The 14,873-nt window shown below is 70.6% G+C and carries 13 protein-coding genes; 6 read left to right on the top strand and 7 right to left on the bottom strand.

The features are described from left to right. Positions 1-151: 151 nt before the first annotated feature. Positions 152-1,168 (bottom strand): LacI family DNA-binding transcriptional regulator, encoded by a 1,017-nt coding sequence (locus ACWDZ4_RS13205; protein WP_451508487.1) that lies wholly within the window; start codon positions 1,166-1,168, stop codon positions 152-154. 285 nt (positions 1,169-1,453) lie between these two features. Here ACWDZ4_RS13205 and ACWDZ4_RS13200 point away from each other — a divergent pair, with 285 nt between their 5' ends. The 4 genes from ACWDZ4_RS13200 (at position 1,454) to ACWDZ4_RS13185 (ending at position 6,408) form a co-directional block, all read left to right on the top strand. After that, positions 1,454-2,764: an ABC transporter substrate-binding protein gene (locus ACWDZ4_RS13200; RefSeq protein WP_451508486.1), complete on the top strand. Its 1,311-nt coding sequence runs from the start codon at positions 1,454-1,456 to the stop codon at positions 2,762-2,764. 99 nt (positions 2,765-2,863) lie between these two features. After that, positions 2,864-3,883: a carbohydrate ABC transporter permease gene (locus ACWDZ4_RS13195; RefSeq protein ID WP_451508485.1), complete on the top strand. Its 1,020-nt coding sequence runs from the start codon at positions 2,864-2,866 to the stop codon at positions 3,881-3,883. 14 nt (positions 3,884-3,897) lie between these two features. After that, complete coding sequence (locus ACWDZ4_RS13190) at positions 3,898-4,824, top strand: carbohydrate ABC transporter permease (RefSeq protein WP_451508484.1); 927 nt, start codon at positions 3,898-3,900, stop codon at positions 4,822-4,824. Positions 4,825-4,929: 105 nt separating this feature from the next. After that, complete coding sequence (locus ACWDZ4_RS13185) at positions 4,930-6,408, top strand: GH1 family beta-glucosidase (RefSeq protein WP_451508483.1); 1,479 nt, start codon at positions 4,930-4,932, stop codon at positions 6,406-6,408. 82 nt (positions 6,409-6,490) lie between these two features. On the opposite strand, the gene ACWDZ4_RS13180 is transcribed toward ACWDZ4_RS13185, so the two are convergent. The 6 genes from ACWDZ4_RS13180 to ACWDZ4_RS13155 form a co-directional block, all read right to left on the bottom strand. Continuing rightward, positions 6,491-7,474: an aldo/keto reductase gene (locus tag ACWDZ4_RS13180; protein WP_451508482.1), complete on the bottom strand. Its 984-nt coding sequence runs from the start codon at positions 7,472-7,474 to the stop codon at positions 6,491-6,493. A gap of 73 nt (positions 7,475-7,547) precedes the next feature. Next, positions 7,548-8,537 carry a Gfo/Idh/MocA family protein gene (locus ACWDZ4_RS13175; RefSeq protein WP_451508481.1) on the bottom strand — a complete coding sequence of 330 codons (990 nt, stop codon included), beginning with the start codon at positions 8,535-8,537 and terminating at the stop codon, positions 7,548-7,550. A 167-nt stretch (positions 8,538-8,704) separates the two neighbouring features. Beyond that, the gene (locus ACWDZ4_RS13170; protein WP_451508507.1) at positions 8,705-10,426 is read right to left on the bottom strand and encodes an ATP-binding SpoIIE family protein phosphatase; all 1,722 of its coding nucleotides are present in this window, start codon (positions 10,424-10,426) and stop codon (positions 8,705-8,707) included. Positions 10,427-10,600: 174 nt separating this feature from the next. Then, positions 10,601-11,200, bottom strand: a complete 600-nt coding sequence (locus tag ACWDZ4_RS13165) for a class F sortase (RefSeq protein WP_451508480.1) — start codon at positions 11,198-11,200, stop codon at positions 10,601-10,603. A 57-nt stretch (positions 11,201-11,257) separates the two neighbouring features. Beyond that, entirely contained in the window at positions 11,258-11,938 is a 681-nt protein-coding gene (locus tag ACWDZ4_RS13160; protein WP_451508479.1) for a DUF4142 domain-containing protein, read from the bottom strand. Between the two features lie 240 nt (positions 11,939-12,178). Then, positions 12,179-12,595 carry a MerR family transcriptional regulator gene (locus ACWDZ4_RS13155; RefSeq protein ID WP_451508478.1) on the bottom strand — a complete coding sequence of 139 codons (417 nt, stop codon included), beginning with the start codon at positions 12,593-12,595 and terminating at the stop codon, positions 12,179-12,181. Positions 12,596-12,660: 65 nt separating this feature from the next. Between ACWDZ4_RS13155 and ACWDZ4_RS13150 the strand changes: the two genes are divergently transcribed. Both ACWDZ4_RS13150 and ACWDZ4_RS13145 read left to right on the top strand, forming a co-directional pair. Then, positions 12,661-13,878, top strand: a complete 1,218-nt coding sequence (locus ACWDZ4_RS13150; RefSeq protein ID WP_451508477.1) for an MFS transporter — start codon at positions 12,661-12,663, stop codon at positions 13,876-13,878. Positions 13,879-14,381: 503 nt separating this feature from the next. Then, entirely contained in the window at positions 14,382-14,543 is a 162-nt protein-coding gene (locus tag ACWDZ4_RS13145; protein ID WP_344495121.1) for a hypothetical protein, read from the top strand. The last annotated feature ends 330 nt before the right edge of the window (positions 14,544-14,873 follow it).

The following is a 14,873-nucleotide window of genomic DNA, read 5'->3' as shown; positions in this document are numbered from 1 at the left end:
GGCGCGAGCGTCCTGGTCGCCTTCCTCCTCAGATCCGTCTCACACCTCTGATCAACGGGTATGCCCGAGGGTGGGGGAGCGGGTGCGCAGCGTTACGTCTTTCGGTGCCGGCCGCCGCTCCGGGGAACGGCCCCGTCGCGGGCCGGCCTTCTCACGAGGAGTCGCGGACGATGAGTTCCGTGGGGAGCAGGATGTGCTGCCGAGGTGCTTCGGGGTCGGCGATCTCCTGGAGCAGGATGCGGGCGATCATCGTGCCGATCTCCTCTATGGGCTGGCGCACGCTCGTCAGGGGAGGGTCCGTGTGGCGGGCGAAGAACGAGTCGTCGAAGCCGATCACGGCCACGTCGTGCGGAACACGCCGTCCCTGCCTGCGCAGTTCCATCATCGCGCCGGCGGCCATGACGTCGGAGGCCACGAAGACGGCATCCAGGTCAGGCGCCACTTCAAGAAGTGAACGCATTGCCTGTTCGCCTCCGGCCTCGGTGAAGTCGGCCGAGGCGACCAGCCGTCGGCCGGCGTCACAGCCTGCTTCGTCCAGCGCGTCCCGCCATCCCTGCAGCCGGGTACGGCCCACGTCCATGTCCAGCGGCCCGGCGATCGTGGCGATCGTCTTCCGGCCGCGCCCCAGCAGGTGCCGGACCGCGGCCGTCGCACCGCCGAGGTTGTCGCAGTGCACGTGGCTGAGGGACTCGGTGGGGGAGCGCCGGCCGGCGAGGACGGTCGGCAGGCCCATGTCCTCCAGCAGGCCGGGCAGCGGATCCTGCTCGTGCACCGACACCAGCAGCACGCCGTCCACGCGCCGTTCGGCGACCGAGTCGGTCAGCCGGTCCCGCTCGCCCTTGTCCCGTACGAGCATGAGCTGGAGCTGGGTCCTGGTGTCGGCCAGGCCGGTACTGACGCCGCGGATGACGGCCGAGAAGTAGGGCTCCGACCCCAGGCGGCTCTCGGACTCCGGGATCACGAGCGCGATGGAGTTGGTCCTGCTGGTGACGAGGCCGCGGGCAACGGAGTTCGGAACGTAGTTGAGTTCGTCGATCGCGGCCAGGACGGCGGCCCGCGCCTCTTCGCTGACGAGCGTCGAACCGTTGATGACGCGTGAGACGGTCGTACGTCCCACGCCGGCTCTCGCGGCCACGGTTTTGATGGTCGGGCGTCGCCTTCCCCCCATGGCTTCCTCCTTGTGGAACGGCGTCCGAGCGCCGTTCACCAGCGCATTGTGCCAGACGGTAACCGAGCTTCGCGGGCCCGAGCGGATTGTCTGCGTCATCGGTGTGCAACGAAGTGGATTCAAGTTCTTGACAGACCCGACGCCCGCCGGTCAGTCTTCGTGCACCTTGGTGGGCACGTTCCCACCAACAAGTGGGATCGTACCCACTCCAACATCGAAGCCGCAGAGCGGACCGGCCGGGGGGCTTGAACTCCGGGGCGTCGGTGCCGCCACTGGGAGGGCTAAATGAGCAGGGCTCGCAGGCTGTTGCGTACAAAGGTTGTGTCGGCCGTTTCGACTGTGGCCGCACTCGGCATGGTCGTCGGATGCAGCGGCAGTGACAGCGGTGGCACCGGCGGCGGTGTCAAGGACGGCAAGGTCACCATCACCATGGGGCTGTTCGGCGTCATGGGGATCAAGGAGACCGATCTCCTCGATCGCTACATGAAGGAGAACCCCAACGTCACGGTCAAGGCCGAGGTCGCGGGTGACGAGCAGACGTACTACACCGCGCTGCAGACCCGCCTCGCCGCCGGCAGTGGCCTGAAGGACATCCAGGGCATAGAGATCGCCCGCGCCAAGGAACTCGTCGACACCCAGGCCGACAAGTTCACCGACATGTCCAAGGTCGAGGGCGTGGACCACTTCCTGCCGTGGAAGCTCAGCCAGGTCACCACGCCGGACAAGAAGGTCATCGGCCTGGGCACGGACATCGGCCCGATGGCGGTCTGCTACCGCAAGGACCTGTTCGAGCAGGCCGGCCTGCCGACCGACCGCGAGGAGGTCGCCAAGCTGTGGGAAGGCGACTGGGCCAAGTACGTCGATGTCGGCAAGCAGTTCAAGGCGGGCAACAAGAACAAGAAGGTGTCCTTCATGGACGCCTCCTCCGGCCTGTTCAACGCCAGCATCTACGGCAACAGCGAGCAGTTCTACAACAAGGACGGCGACCTGGTCTACCAGGACAGCCCCGTCGTCAAGGAAGCCTGGGACCTGGCCGTCGAGGCCGGTCAGGCGGGCCTGAGCGCCAAGCTGCCGCAGTTCCAGAAGGGCTGGGACCCCGGTCTGTCCAACAGCAGCTTCGCCTCCACCGTGTGCCCGGCGTGGATGCTCGCCCACATCAGCGAGAAGGCCGGCCCCGCGAACAAGGGCAAGTGGGACATCGCCAAGGCTCCGAAGGGCGCCAACTGGGGCGGCACCTTCCTCGGCGTCATGGAGAACAGCCCGGTGAAGGAGGAGGCCAAGAAGCTGGTCGCCTGGCTCACCGCGCCCGAGCAGCAGGCGTACATCTTCGAGAAGCTCGGCAACTTCCCCTCCTCCGAGGAGGCGCTGAGCAAGCCCGAAGTCACCGGTGCCAAGCACGAGTACTTCAGTGACGCGCCCACCGGCCAGATCTTCGGCGCCGCCGCGCAGGACATCCCCGACGAGCAGGTCCTCGGCCGTAAGGACGGCGCGATCAAGGACATCTTCTCGCAGGGCCTCCAGCTCGTCGACAAGGGCACCGAGCCCGGCAAGGCGTGGGACACCACCGACGAGCGCATCAAGAAGGCCGTCGGCTGACCTCCTGTCCTGATGTCCCCGGCGACCGCGGATGTGCCGCACCGGCCGTCCCGGCCGCCGGGGACCGCTTCTGCCCACCCTCAAGGAAGGAGGCCTCCGGTGGCCACCCCCACCTCCGCCCCCCACGCCGAAGGAGCCCGGCCGGCTCCGGCCGGTGGTACGAAGAAGAACAAGGCCAGCGGTGAAGGGGGTCGTCCTCGGCAGGGCCGGCGCAACCTCCTGCACCGCCTGGATCTGAAGGGCGCCCCGTACAGCTTCGTGGCGCCGTTCTTCCTCATCTTCGCGGCGTTCAGCCTCTACCCCCTGCTCTACACGTTCTGGATCTCGCTCCACAAGGTGGAGCTCGCCACCCTGGACGTCATGGAGTGGAAGGGGTTCGGCAACTACACCGAGCTGGTCCGGGACGACCAGTTCTGGAACGCCTTCGCCAACACCTTCACCATCGGCGTCATCTCCACGGTGCCGCAGCTCATGATGGCGCTGGGCCTGGCGCACCTGCTCAACTACAAGCTGCGCGGCTCGACCTTCTTCCGGGTCGCCGCACTCGCGCCGTACGCCACCTCGGTGGGCGCGGCGGCGCTCGTGTTCACCATGCTGTTCGAGCGCGACTTCGGCATGATCAACTGGTTCATCGAGCTGTTCGGCTTCGACGGCATCGACTGGGAGGACTCCAAGTGGCCCGCCCAGTTCGCCATCTCGACGATCGTCATCTGGCGCTGGACCGGCTACAACGCGCTGCTGTACCTGGCCGCCATGCAGGCCATCCCGCGCGACCGCTACGAGGCCGCGGCGATCGACGGCGCCTCGCGCTGGCAGCAGTTCCGCCAGGTCACCATCCCCGGCATCCGCTCCACCATCGTCTTCACGATCGTGCTGTCGACCATCGGAGCCACCCAGATCTTCGGTGAGCCGCTGATCTTCGGCCAGGGACCCAACGGCATCAGCGGCGGCACCGACAACCAGTACCAGACGATGGGCCTGCTGCTGTACGAGGCCGGCTGGAAGAACTACCAGATGGGGCGGGCCGCCACCGTCGCGTGGGCGATGTTCCTCATCGTCATCCTCATCTTCCTGCTGCAGCGTCTCTTCCAGCGCCTCACGTCGTCCCGCTCATCCTGACCAGGAGCCAGCCCATGACCACCGACAGCCTCCAGGCCCGGCCGGACGGGCTCGCCCCGCGTGCGACCACCACGGCACCCGGCGGCCGCAGCCGCCGCCGGATGCTGCGCACCGGGGCCGGGCGCCAGCACCACGCCGGTCCCCTGGCGTACATCCTGCTCGGGATCGCCGCGCTCACCTCGCTGTTCCCGCTGTACTTCACGATGGTGGCGGCCTCGACGGACAACACCCGTGTCGCGCAGACCCCGCCGCCGTTCCTCCCCGGCCCGAACCTCTTCTCCAACCTGGCCAAGGCGTGGGACGACGCCGCGATGGGCAAGGCGCTGGTCAACAGCCTGATCGTGGCCGGCTCCATCGCGACCGCCACGGTGCTGTTCGCCACCCTGGCCGGGTTCGCCTTCGCCAAACTGCGCTTCAAGGGCCGCAACCTCCTGCTGATGCTCGTCATCAGCACGATGATGGTCCCCCCGCAGCTCAGCGTGGTGCCGCTGTTCATGATGATGAGCGACCTGGGCTGGGGCCAGAAACTGCCCTCGGTCATCTTCCCCACCCTGATCAGCGCGGTCGGCGTGTTCTTCATGCGGCAGTACCTCATGGAGGCGCTGCCCGACGAACTGGTCGAGGCCGGCCGGGTGGACGGCGCCCACTCGCTGCGCATCTTCTGGAGCATCGTGCTGCCGGTCGCCCGCCCGGCGATGTCCGTCCTCTTCATGATCACGTTCGTGCACGCGTGGAACGACTTCTTCTGGCCGTTCGTCGCGCTCAACATGGAGAACCCGACGGTGCCCGTCGCGCTGACCCAGCTCAGCGCCGGATACGTCAAGGACCAGTCGGTCATCATGGCGGGCGCGCTCCTCGGCACACTGCCACTGCTGGCGATGTTCATCGTCTTCGGCCGCCAGATCGTCGGCGGCATCATGCAGGGCGCGGTCAAGGGCTGAGCAAGCGGCCCCCGCACCTCCCTCCTCCTCGTTCTCCTCCGTACGACGTCTCACGTCCGTACGACATCGCACGCACTCGAACATCCTCTTCCCGGAAGGACCCACGTGGCCACCGCGATCCGACACAACGAGCCCGCTCCCCAGGCCTCCGACACCCGCACCTTCCCCCCGGGATTCCTCTGGGGCACGGCGACCGCCGCCTACCAGATCGAAGGAGCGGCGACGGAGGACGGGCGCACCCCGTCCATCTGGGACACCTACTCCCGCACCCCGGGCAAGGTCCGCAACGGCGACACCGGGGACATCGCCACCGACCACTACCACCGGTGGCAGGAGGACGTCGCCATCATGGCCGACCTCGGTGTGGGCGCCTACCGCTTCTCCCTGGCCTGGCCCCGCATCCAGCCCACCGGCCGCGGCCCCGCCGTGCAGAAGGGGCTGGACTTCTACCGCAGGCTGACCGACGAACTGCTGGAGAAGGGCATCAAGCCCGTCGCCACCCTCTACCACTGGGACCTGCCGCAGGAACTGGAGAACATGGGCGGCTGGCCGGAGCGCGCCACCGCCGAACGCTTCGCCGAGTACGCCGCCCTGGCCGCCGACGCCCTGGGCGACCGGGTACGGACCTGGACGACCCTCAACGAGCCCTGGTGCAGCGCCTTCCTCGGCTACGCCTCCGGCGTCCACGCACCGGGCCGCACCGAACCCGTCGCCGCCCTGCGCGCCGCCCACCACCTCAACCTGGCCCACGGCAAGGCCGTGCAGGCACTGCGCGCCGCCCTGCCCGGCGACGCGCGGATCTCCACCACCCTCAACGTCCACCACGTGCGGCCGCTCACCGAGAGCGCGCAGGACGTGGACGCGGCCCGCCGTATCGACGCGCTGGCCAACCGGATCTTCACCGGCCCCGTGCTCGGCGGCGAGTACCCGGCCGACCTGCTGAGCGACACGGCCCACCTCACCGACTGGTCCTTCGTGCAGGACGGCGACACGGGCGAGATCCACCAGCCGCTCGACTTCCTGGGCGTCAACTACTACACGCCCACTCTGGTCTCCGCCGCCGACGGCACGGCCGGCCACGGCTCCGACGGCCACGGCAACAGCGCGCACAGTCCGTGGCCGGGCGCCGACAACGTGAACTTCCACCTGCCCCCGGGCTCCACCACGGCGATGGGCTGGGCCGTGGACCCCAGCGGCATGTACGACCTCCTGCTCCGGCTCAAGGAGGACTTCCCGGACCTGCCCCTCATGATCACGGAGAACGGCGCGGCGTTCGACGACTACGTCAACCCGCAGGGCGAGGTGATCGACCCCGACCGGGTCGCCTACCTGCACGGCCACCTCACCGCGGTGCACCGGGCGATCCAGGCGGGCGTGGACGTCCGCGGCTACTTCCTGTGGTCCCTGCTCGACAACTTCGAGTGGGGCTACGGATACAGCAAGCGCTTCGGCGCCGTCTACGTCGACTACCCGACCGGTCGGCGCACCCCGAAGGCGAGTGCCCGCTGGTACGCCGACGTGGCGCGCACCGGCACGCTGCCGGCGACGGACGCGCTGACGCTGCCGCGGCCACCGGCCGAGTAGCCTGCCCGTACCGACCACTTGACGACGGGGCCCGGCGCGCACAGCGCGCCGGGCCCCGTCGTGTCCGGTGGACGCGGGGCGCCTACCAGCGGTGGTGCACCTGCGCGCGGATGCGCTCGTCGTACAGCTTCCGTACGGAGCCGAGAGTGGCCTCCGGCAGCGCCGGCAGCGCCGCGGCCGCCGCGTTCGCGCGGGACTGCTCGGCCGAACGCGCGCCCGGGATCACACTGCTCACACCGGGCTGCTGGATGATCCACCGCAGGGCCGTCTGCGCGGGCGTCGCCCCGTGCGGGGCGAGAGCGGCGAATGCGGCGGCGGCCCCGACACCGGCCTTGAAGTCGACGCCGGAGAACGTCTCGCCCTGGTCGAACGCCTCACCGTGCCGGTTGTAGGTCCGGTGGTCGTCACCGGCGAAGACGGTCTCCTCGGTGTACTTCCCCGACAGCAGGCCCGAGGCGAGGGGCACCCTGGCGATGATGCCCACGCCGGCCTCGGCGGCGGCCGGAAGTACCTCTTCGAGCGGCTTGAGGCGGAACGGGTTGAGGATGATCTGCACGCTCGCCGTACCCGGGTGCGTGATCGCGGCGAGGGCCTCGGCGCACGTCTCGACGCTCACGCCGTAGGCGGCGACCCGCTGCTCGGCCACCAGGGTGTCCAGCGCGTCGAAGACCGCGCCGGAGGAGTGGACCGAGGACGGGGGACAGTGCAGCTGCACCAGGTCCAGGGTGTCCACGCCGAGGTTCTCGCGCGACCGGTCGGTCCAGGCGCGGAAGTTGTCCAGCACGTAGTTCTCGGGCAGCTGTTCGGCGCGGCGGCCCATCTTGGTGGCGACGAACACACCGGCGTCCGGCCGCTCCCGCAGGTAGCGCCCGATCAGCTGCTCGCTGCGCCCGTCCCCGTACACATCGGCCGTGTCGAAGAACGTCACTCCCTCCTCGACCGCCGCGTCCAGGACGCCGAGGGCGTCCTCTTCCCGTACGGCGCCCCAGTCGGCGCCGAGCTGCCACGTACCGAGCCCGACGACGGAGACGTTCCGGCCGGTCCTGCCCAAAAGTCGCTGTTCCATGGAGTGCATCCTAAATTCGGCCTGGTGGGGGGAGATTCGGGTGGCTCGCTCGCTGACTCACTCGCTCACTCGCTCACTCGCCGGGATAGCGCAGACCGACGAGTTCGCGGACCCTGTCCAGGGTGCCCATGACCTCGAGGGTGCCCCGCAGCGGGACCAGGTCCGACTGGGTCCGCTTCTCCCGCAGGCAGCGCATCACTTCCCGCGCCTGGTGGCCGTAACCGTTACCGCTCTGCGGCTCTGCGACGAGCGTCTGCGGGTCGTGTCCGTCGCGCCGCAGGACCAGGGACCGCGGGTTGTAGAAGTCGGCGGGTATCTCGATCCGTCCCCCGGTGCCGTGGATGACGGCGCTGCGCGCGCTCTCGGACGTCAGCGAGCAGGACAGGACGGCCATGGCCCCGCTCTCGTAGCCCAGGACCATCGCCGTGCTCTCGTCCACCCCGTGGTCGGTGAGGTCCGCCCAGGCCGCCACCTGGTCGGGCGGGCCCAGCAGGAGGTGGGCGAACGACACGGGGTACGTGCCGAGATCGAGGAGGGCGCCGCCGCCGGCGGCGGGGTCGCGCAGCCGGTGTCCGGGGACGTGCGGGACGCGCGCGCCGAAGTCCGCGTGCACGGAGCGGACTTCACCGATGAGGCCGTCGTCGACCATGCGGCGTACGCGCCGCACCAGGGGGTTGAGGGAGGTCCACATGGCTTCCATGAGGAAGAGGGAGCGACGCTCCGCCAGCGCGGCCATCGACGCGGCCTGCGCCCGGTTCAGGGCGAACGGCTTCTCGCACAGCACCGCCTTGCCGCCGTCGAGGCAGGCGGTGGTGGCCGCGAGGTGATGGGCGTGCGGTGTGGCGACGTAGACGACGTCGACCTCCGGATCCGCCGCGAGATCGTGCCAACTGCCGTACGAGCGGCGGATGGAGAACCGGTCGGCGAAGAGCCGGGCGGAGCGCTCGGAGCGGGAACTGACGGCGACCACCTCCGCCTCCGGGATCAGGGCCAGGTCTTCGGTGAAGGCGGCGGCCATGGGGCCGGTGGCCAGGATGCCCCAGCGGACCGGACGATCGGACATGTGCTGTCTCCTGTTGCGCGGGTGCGGCGAGGCCCGGGCGCTTGCGCTCCCCGGCCGAATGGGAACGTTCCCATCGGACGCCCGAAGACTCACCCACGGCTTCACCCGCTGTCAAGGACGGAGATCTCGCGCGGGCCCGGCGGCACGGAAACCGGTGCCGCCCGCGTTCACGGGGAGGTTTCCGACGGCGCAGGGATGTCGTACTCGGCCCAGACGATCTTTCCGGCGGGTGTGCGGACGGCGCCCCACCGCCGGCACAGCGTGTTGATGAGCTGCAGCCCCCGGCCGCCTTCGTCGCTGAGGCTCGCGTGCTGGATCTGCGGCAGGTCGGGCCCGGTGTCGGACACCTCCACGGTGAGCCGGTCGTGCCGCATCAGGCGCAGCTCGCCGGGCCCGCCGCCGTAGCGCAGCGCGTTGCCGACCAGCTCGCTGACGACGAGTTCCATGACGTCGCTGTGCTCGGACAGCCGCCACCGCTCGAGTTGCTCCCTGACCAGCCTGCGGGCGGTCGCGGCCGACTCCTCACCCTGTGCCAGGGTCCAGACCGACAGGTCCGCTTCGGGCCGGGGCGGACGGCTCGTGGCGACCACCAGCACCGCCTCGTCGAACCGGACTTCGTGCCCCGCCGTCCTCGTGACCAGACCGCACGATTCCAGCTCCGACGCGGCCAGGCCCGACACCGCCCGCCGCAACCCCTCCAGCTGCGCGTCCACGTCCTCGGTGCGCGTCTTGACCAGACCGTCCGTGTACAGCACGAGCCGGCTGCCGGCCGGCGCGGGCAGCCGTACGCAATCGTAGGGAATGACCCCGGTGCCCAACGGCGCGCCCACCGGTATGCCGACGTACGACGCCTCGCCGTCGGCGGTCACCAGGAGCGGTGGTGGATGTCCGGCACTGGCGAGGGTGTAGGAGGCGGTGGCGGGGTCGAAGACGGCGCACAGGCACGTCGCGACCTGGTCGTCCTCCAGGTCGCGGGCGGCCATGTCCACGCGGGCCAGGACCCGTTCGGGCGCGGTGTCCAGGGCCATGAGGGTCCGGGCGACCGTCCGCAGCCGTCCCATGGTGGCCGCCGCCGGCAGACCGTGCCCCATGACGTCCCCGACGACCAGAGCGCTGCGTCCGCCCGGCAGGGCCATGACGTCGTACCAGTCGCCGCCCACGCCGCTGACGTCGGCCGTCGGCGTGTAGCAGGCGGACACGCGCAGCCCGGGCGTCGTCGGCGTGGCCCGTGGCAGCAGGCTGCGCTGGAGGGCGACGACGTGCTCGCGCTCCCGGCCGTACAGGCGGGCGTTGTCGACGAACACGGCTGCGCGGTGGGCGAGTTGCATGGCGAGAGCCACATCCGCGCGGGTGAAGGGCGGCCGGGTGCCCAGCCGCATGAAGTCGGCGACGCCGAGGAGCACGCCCCGGGCGATGAGGGGCACCGCCATGTAGCTGTGCACGCCGGTCTCGCGCATCCTGGCGGCGCCGGACGCGGTGACCGCCACCCGCTCGTAGTCGTCCGGTCCCATCCGGGCGATCAGCACGGGTTCCCGCGCGACCAGGCAGTGCACCGACGCGACCGAGTGCGGGTGGTACGAGATCCCACCGACCGGGTCCGGCTCCAGACGCCGGGCCAGACCGTCGACCGCCGCGACGGCGAGGGCCCGGGTGACGGGCGCGTCGGGCCCGGACATGCGTTCGCCCTCCTGGCCGAGCAGCACGGACTCCAGCAGGTCCACCGCCGCGCCGTCGGCGAGCCGGGGAACGGTGAACTCGGCCAGTTCACGGGCCGTCCGGTCCAGGTCCAGAGTCGTGCCGATCCGGGTACTCGCCTCACTGAGCCACAGCAGCCGGCTGCGGGCCGGGAAGCGGTCGGTCAGGGAGCGCAGCGCGCGGTGCAGACGCAGTGCCGCCGAAGCCTTGACCTGCTCGGGGACGCCCTGGGGGAGGTGGCTTTCCGGCAACGCTGCACCTCCGGCAGGGAGAGGGCACTTCTGTCACTCTGTCACGTCCAGTGTCGCGCGAAACCGGCGGTCGCGCGTCCCGTTCGCGGCCTCGCGCCCCGCGGCCGCACGGGGGCGTCAACGGCGCTGCGGCGAGGTGGACGGGGAGGGCGAGGTGGGCGAGGTGGGTGGGGAGGCGGGCGTACCGTACAGGACCAGGTTGTCCTCGTACCGGCCGGTGGCGCGGTCGTAACGCCCGGCGCACGTGACCAGTGCCAGCCGGGGGGCGCCGCCGGAGTCGAACAGATCACCCGGCAGGGCTTCCTGCCGGTAGCTGCGGCGGGCCGTGATCCGGTAGGTGTGGGCGCGGCCGTCGGCGGCGGTCAGTACGACGCGGGCGCCCAGCTCCCACTCGTGCAGCGCCGCGAACACCCCCGGCCCGCTCTCGCGGGTGTCGAGGTGACCGGCGACCAGGACGGTTCCGCGGGAGGCGCCGGGAGCGGCGCCCAGCGCCCACCATCCGCCGGTGCCGGGCTCTTCGGGCAGGACCAGCGCTCCGTCGGCCGCCGCGGCGACCGGCACGAGCGCGGCCTCGAACCGCCCCGGGCCGTGAAGGCCCCGGGGCGGGGACGCCACCGCGCCGTCGCCCGCCGCCGCCGGACCCCGAACCGACGGCAGCGTGCCCGCGTCCCGGAGCTGCGACTGCGGGCCGCCGACCAGTACCCACCCGGCTGCCATCGCACCCAGACCGCACACGGACAGCGCGACGGCGGCGCAGCGGCGTCCCACCACGGCCTAGCGGCGCCCGGGGGAGCGGCGCCGGTCGCGTACGAGCCAGACGGCCCCGCCCGCGGCGAGCAGCCCACCGCCGGCCAGACTGGCGACGCCCGCCACGGCGAGCGAGTCGTTGCCGACGGCCAGGTGCCCGCCGCTGCCGGCCCGGACCATGCCGACGTCCTTGCCCGCGTGGCAGACGCCTCCGCGCACCATCTCCAGGTGCATCGCCACCACGGGCCGCGCACTGCGGGCAGCGGCCTTGACCTCGGCGTTCTGTCCCACGGACAGTTCCTTGTCGATGAGCGCCAGGGTTGCCGTGTGCGCGGCCTCCTGGACCTTCAGCCAGGCCGCGTCGTAGGCGGGCGTACCGGCCTTGGCCCGCACGGCGGCCAGTTGCTTCTCCTGCTCCGGGGCCGGGGACCCGGGCAACGTCACGTTCAGCTTGGCCGCCAGTGCCTTCACGTCCGCGTCCAGTTTGGTGTGGTCACTTATCAGCACCGCCCCGACCTTCTTCACACACCCGGTGGTGGCGTTCTTCCGGGCGTCCTGCCCTGCGGCGATCTCCGCAAGATTGCCCTGATGGGCCGCCTTCACGAACATGGAGTCGTCGGCGCTCACCGGTGCGGCGTACGCCGACGTCATCGACATGCCGGAGAGGACCATCGCGGCCGCGGCGACAGACACGAGTCGTCTGTGCATGGAAACTGCTCCCTTCTCTCCGGTGGGACAGCGAGCGATCCCGCCACCGCACCGGTTCCCGGAACGGGCGCGCGATACGGCGCCCAGCAGTCATCCCTCCCGTGGACACGCCGTAATACCCGCTTTGTTGCCGGATTTCACACGAACAGCCGACAGGGCGGTTCGCTGAACGGCCCCGGGAGCGCCGCAGGCGAAAACCGCACGTCCTCGTCCCGCTGGTCCAGACCCCTCCAGACCGCTTCAGACCGCGGCGTGCGCGATCTCCTGGCGTCCGGACGCGCGGGCGGCGTCCGGACGGTTGTTGTCGCGCACCGCCTCGAGGTAATCGGCCATGGCGTCCCTGTTGCGGGTCAGGCACTCGATGCGTTCGGTGAGGCGGTCGCGTTCGAGTTCCAGCGTGGCGAGCATCTCCGGTGTCGCGTCGGGGAAGTGGATGGTCCGGGGCTTGTCGAGGCACGGGAGGATCTGTTTGATGATCCGGGTCGGCAGTCCGGCGTCGAGCAGCCCTCTGATCTGCATGACCCGGTCCACGAAGCGTTCGTCGTACTCGCGGTAGCCGTTGGGGGAGCGGTCGGCGGCGATCAGCACCTGCTCCTCGTAGTAACGCAGCAACCGCCGGGGGGTGCCGGTGCGCTCCGACAGCTCTCCGATACGCATGTGATCCACCTCACGAATCGTCGCGTTGACCCTCACATCGATGTGAGGGTCGGAGCATACTCGGCATGCGGAACCACACGACAGAACTCACCCGCCCCGACACCGGAGCCACCCACCCGAAACTCCCGTTGCCGGCGCTGCTGGCACTGGCCACCGCCGTCTTCATCACCAGCCTGACCGAGACCCTGCCCGCAGGTCTGCTGCCCGCGATGAGCGCCGACCTGGGCGTCAGCGAGTCGGCCACGGGGCAGACGGTGACGATCTACGCCGTCGGCACCGCGCTCACGGCGATCCCTCTGACCGCCGCCACGGCGCGGTGGCGGCGCAAGCGGCTGCTGCTGACGGCGATGGCGGGATTCGCCGCCGCCAACACGGTCACCGCGGTCTCGACCGACTACTCCCTGACCATGGCGGCCCGGTTCGTCGCCGGGGTCGCCGCGGGCCTGGCCTGGGCGCTGCTGGCCGGGTACGCCCGCCGCATGGCGCCCGTACACCTGCAAGGCAGAGCGATCGCGATCGCCATGGCCGGCATTCCGGTCGCCCTGGCGCTGGGGGTGCCCGCGGGAACCTTCCTCGGCAAGGCACTCGGCTGGCAGGTGGCGTTCCTGGTCATGACCGCGCTCACGGTCGCCCTGCTCGCATGGATCACCGCTACGGTTCCTGACTATCCCGGGCAGCGGCAGGGCGGCCGGACCCCGATTCTGCGGACCCTGCGCATCCCCGGGGTGGCACCGGTCCTGTTCGTCACCCTGGTGTTCGTACTGGCCCACACCATCCTCTACACCTTCATCGCCACGTTTCTCGACCGGCTCGGCATGGGCGACTCGACCGACCTCGTGCTGCTGGTCTTCGGCGCCGCCTCCCTGGCGAGCATCTGGATCGTGGGCGCTCAGATCAACCGCCGGCTGCGGACCCTCACCATCGCCGGCATCGTCCTGTTCGCCGTGGCCGCCGCCCTCCTGGCGCTGCTCGCCGGCAGCCCCGCCATGGTCTACCTCGCCGTGACACTGTGGGGGCTCGGATGGGGAGGCGCCCCCACGCTGCTGCAGACCGCCGTGGGCGACGCGGGCAAAGACTCGGCCGACGCCGCGCAGGCCATGCTCGTCACGTTGTGGAACGCGGCCATGGCGGGCGGCGGAGTCGTCGGCGGCCTCCTCCTCGACCGCTTCGGCTCCGGCTCCTTCCCCTGGAGCATCCTTGTGCTCCTGGTGCCGGTACTGCTCGTGGTGGTGGCCGCCCGCACCCACGGTTTCCCCGCCAAGCGGGTGAGCGCCGCCTCGTGAGAGCCGACGCCGAACGCCCCGGTCCGGATGGTGACGGACCGGGGCGCACCCGTCGTGAGGGGCTACTGCCCAGGGGTGCCTTCGACGGTCGCGCTGCGGCGGTGGGCGACGCCCTTCCCCGGACACAGCGACGTGGTGGTGCTTTCGGTGAAGCACTCGTGCTGGGGGACTCGGGCGGGAATTCCCTGCGGGTGAGCAGCTCGGAAGGAGACAGATCCCACACGAAGGCCAGTGCGGGGACGGGGAAATCCTCTTCCCGGAACATGTCCGGGCCGTGTCCGGCGTGTGGCTTCGCCATGCGCCGGAGGGTGTCACGCCCCACTGACACCGCCCCGGCGGGTTGGGCGGACCGGAGCCGCACGACGGCCACGCCGTAAGCTGCTGGTCGCGACCCCCGGGCACGGGGGCGGTCTGCTCCGGCACTCCGCGGACCCCCTACACTCGTCCTCCGTTTCCTGCCGCCGCCAGAAACCGCACGTACCGACTTGAAGGGCCCTCATCACGTGAGTTCCGCAAACCATGCCGAGGCACCGATCTACGCAGGTCTCATAGAGGAGCGAGGCGACGTACCCGCCGAGGTGCGCCAGATCGCCGAGCAGACCCTGCGGGAGGTGGAGCAGGCTATGGACTTCAGCTCTGTACGTGCGACAGCGATGCGCTGGTAGGCCGATCCGGTACGGGCCGGAGGGCGCGCCACAGCGATGCCGTGGCGCCGCGCCCCGGGGCTGCCCGTCATACGTCGTTCCGTCGAGCGGGACCACACCCGGGAGCCACACACACCCAGGGACCACAGACCAGGGACCACAGACCAGGGACCACAGACCAGGGACCACACACGCCCAGGGGCCACGCCCGGGGCCTCGGCCCCGCGCACGGGCCGGGGTGGCACTTCAGCGGTCACCGAGCCGGGACAGGACATGCTCACGCGTCCACATCGCTCGTGGACGGCCCATTGACGGAGACAGGGCGGTGGAGACAGGCCGATCCGGACGCCG

It is taken from the genome of Streptomyces sp. NPDC003016 (assembly GCF_053591455.1).
Note: the sequence above shows the minus strand (reverse complement) of the source record. Positions and strands in the feature narration are given on the sequence as shown.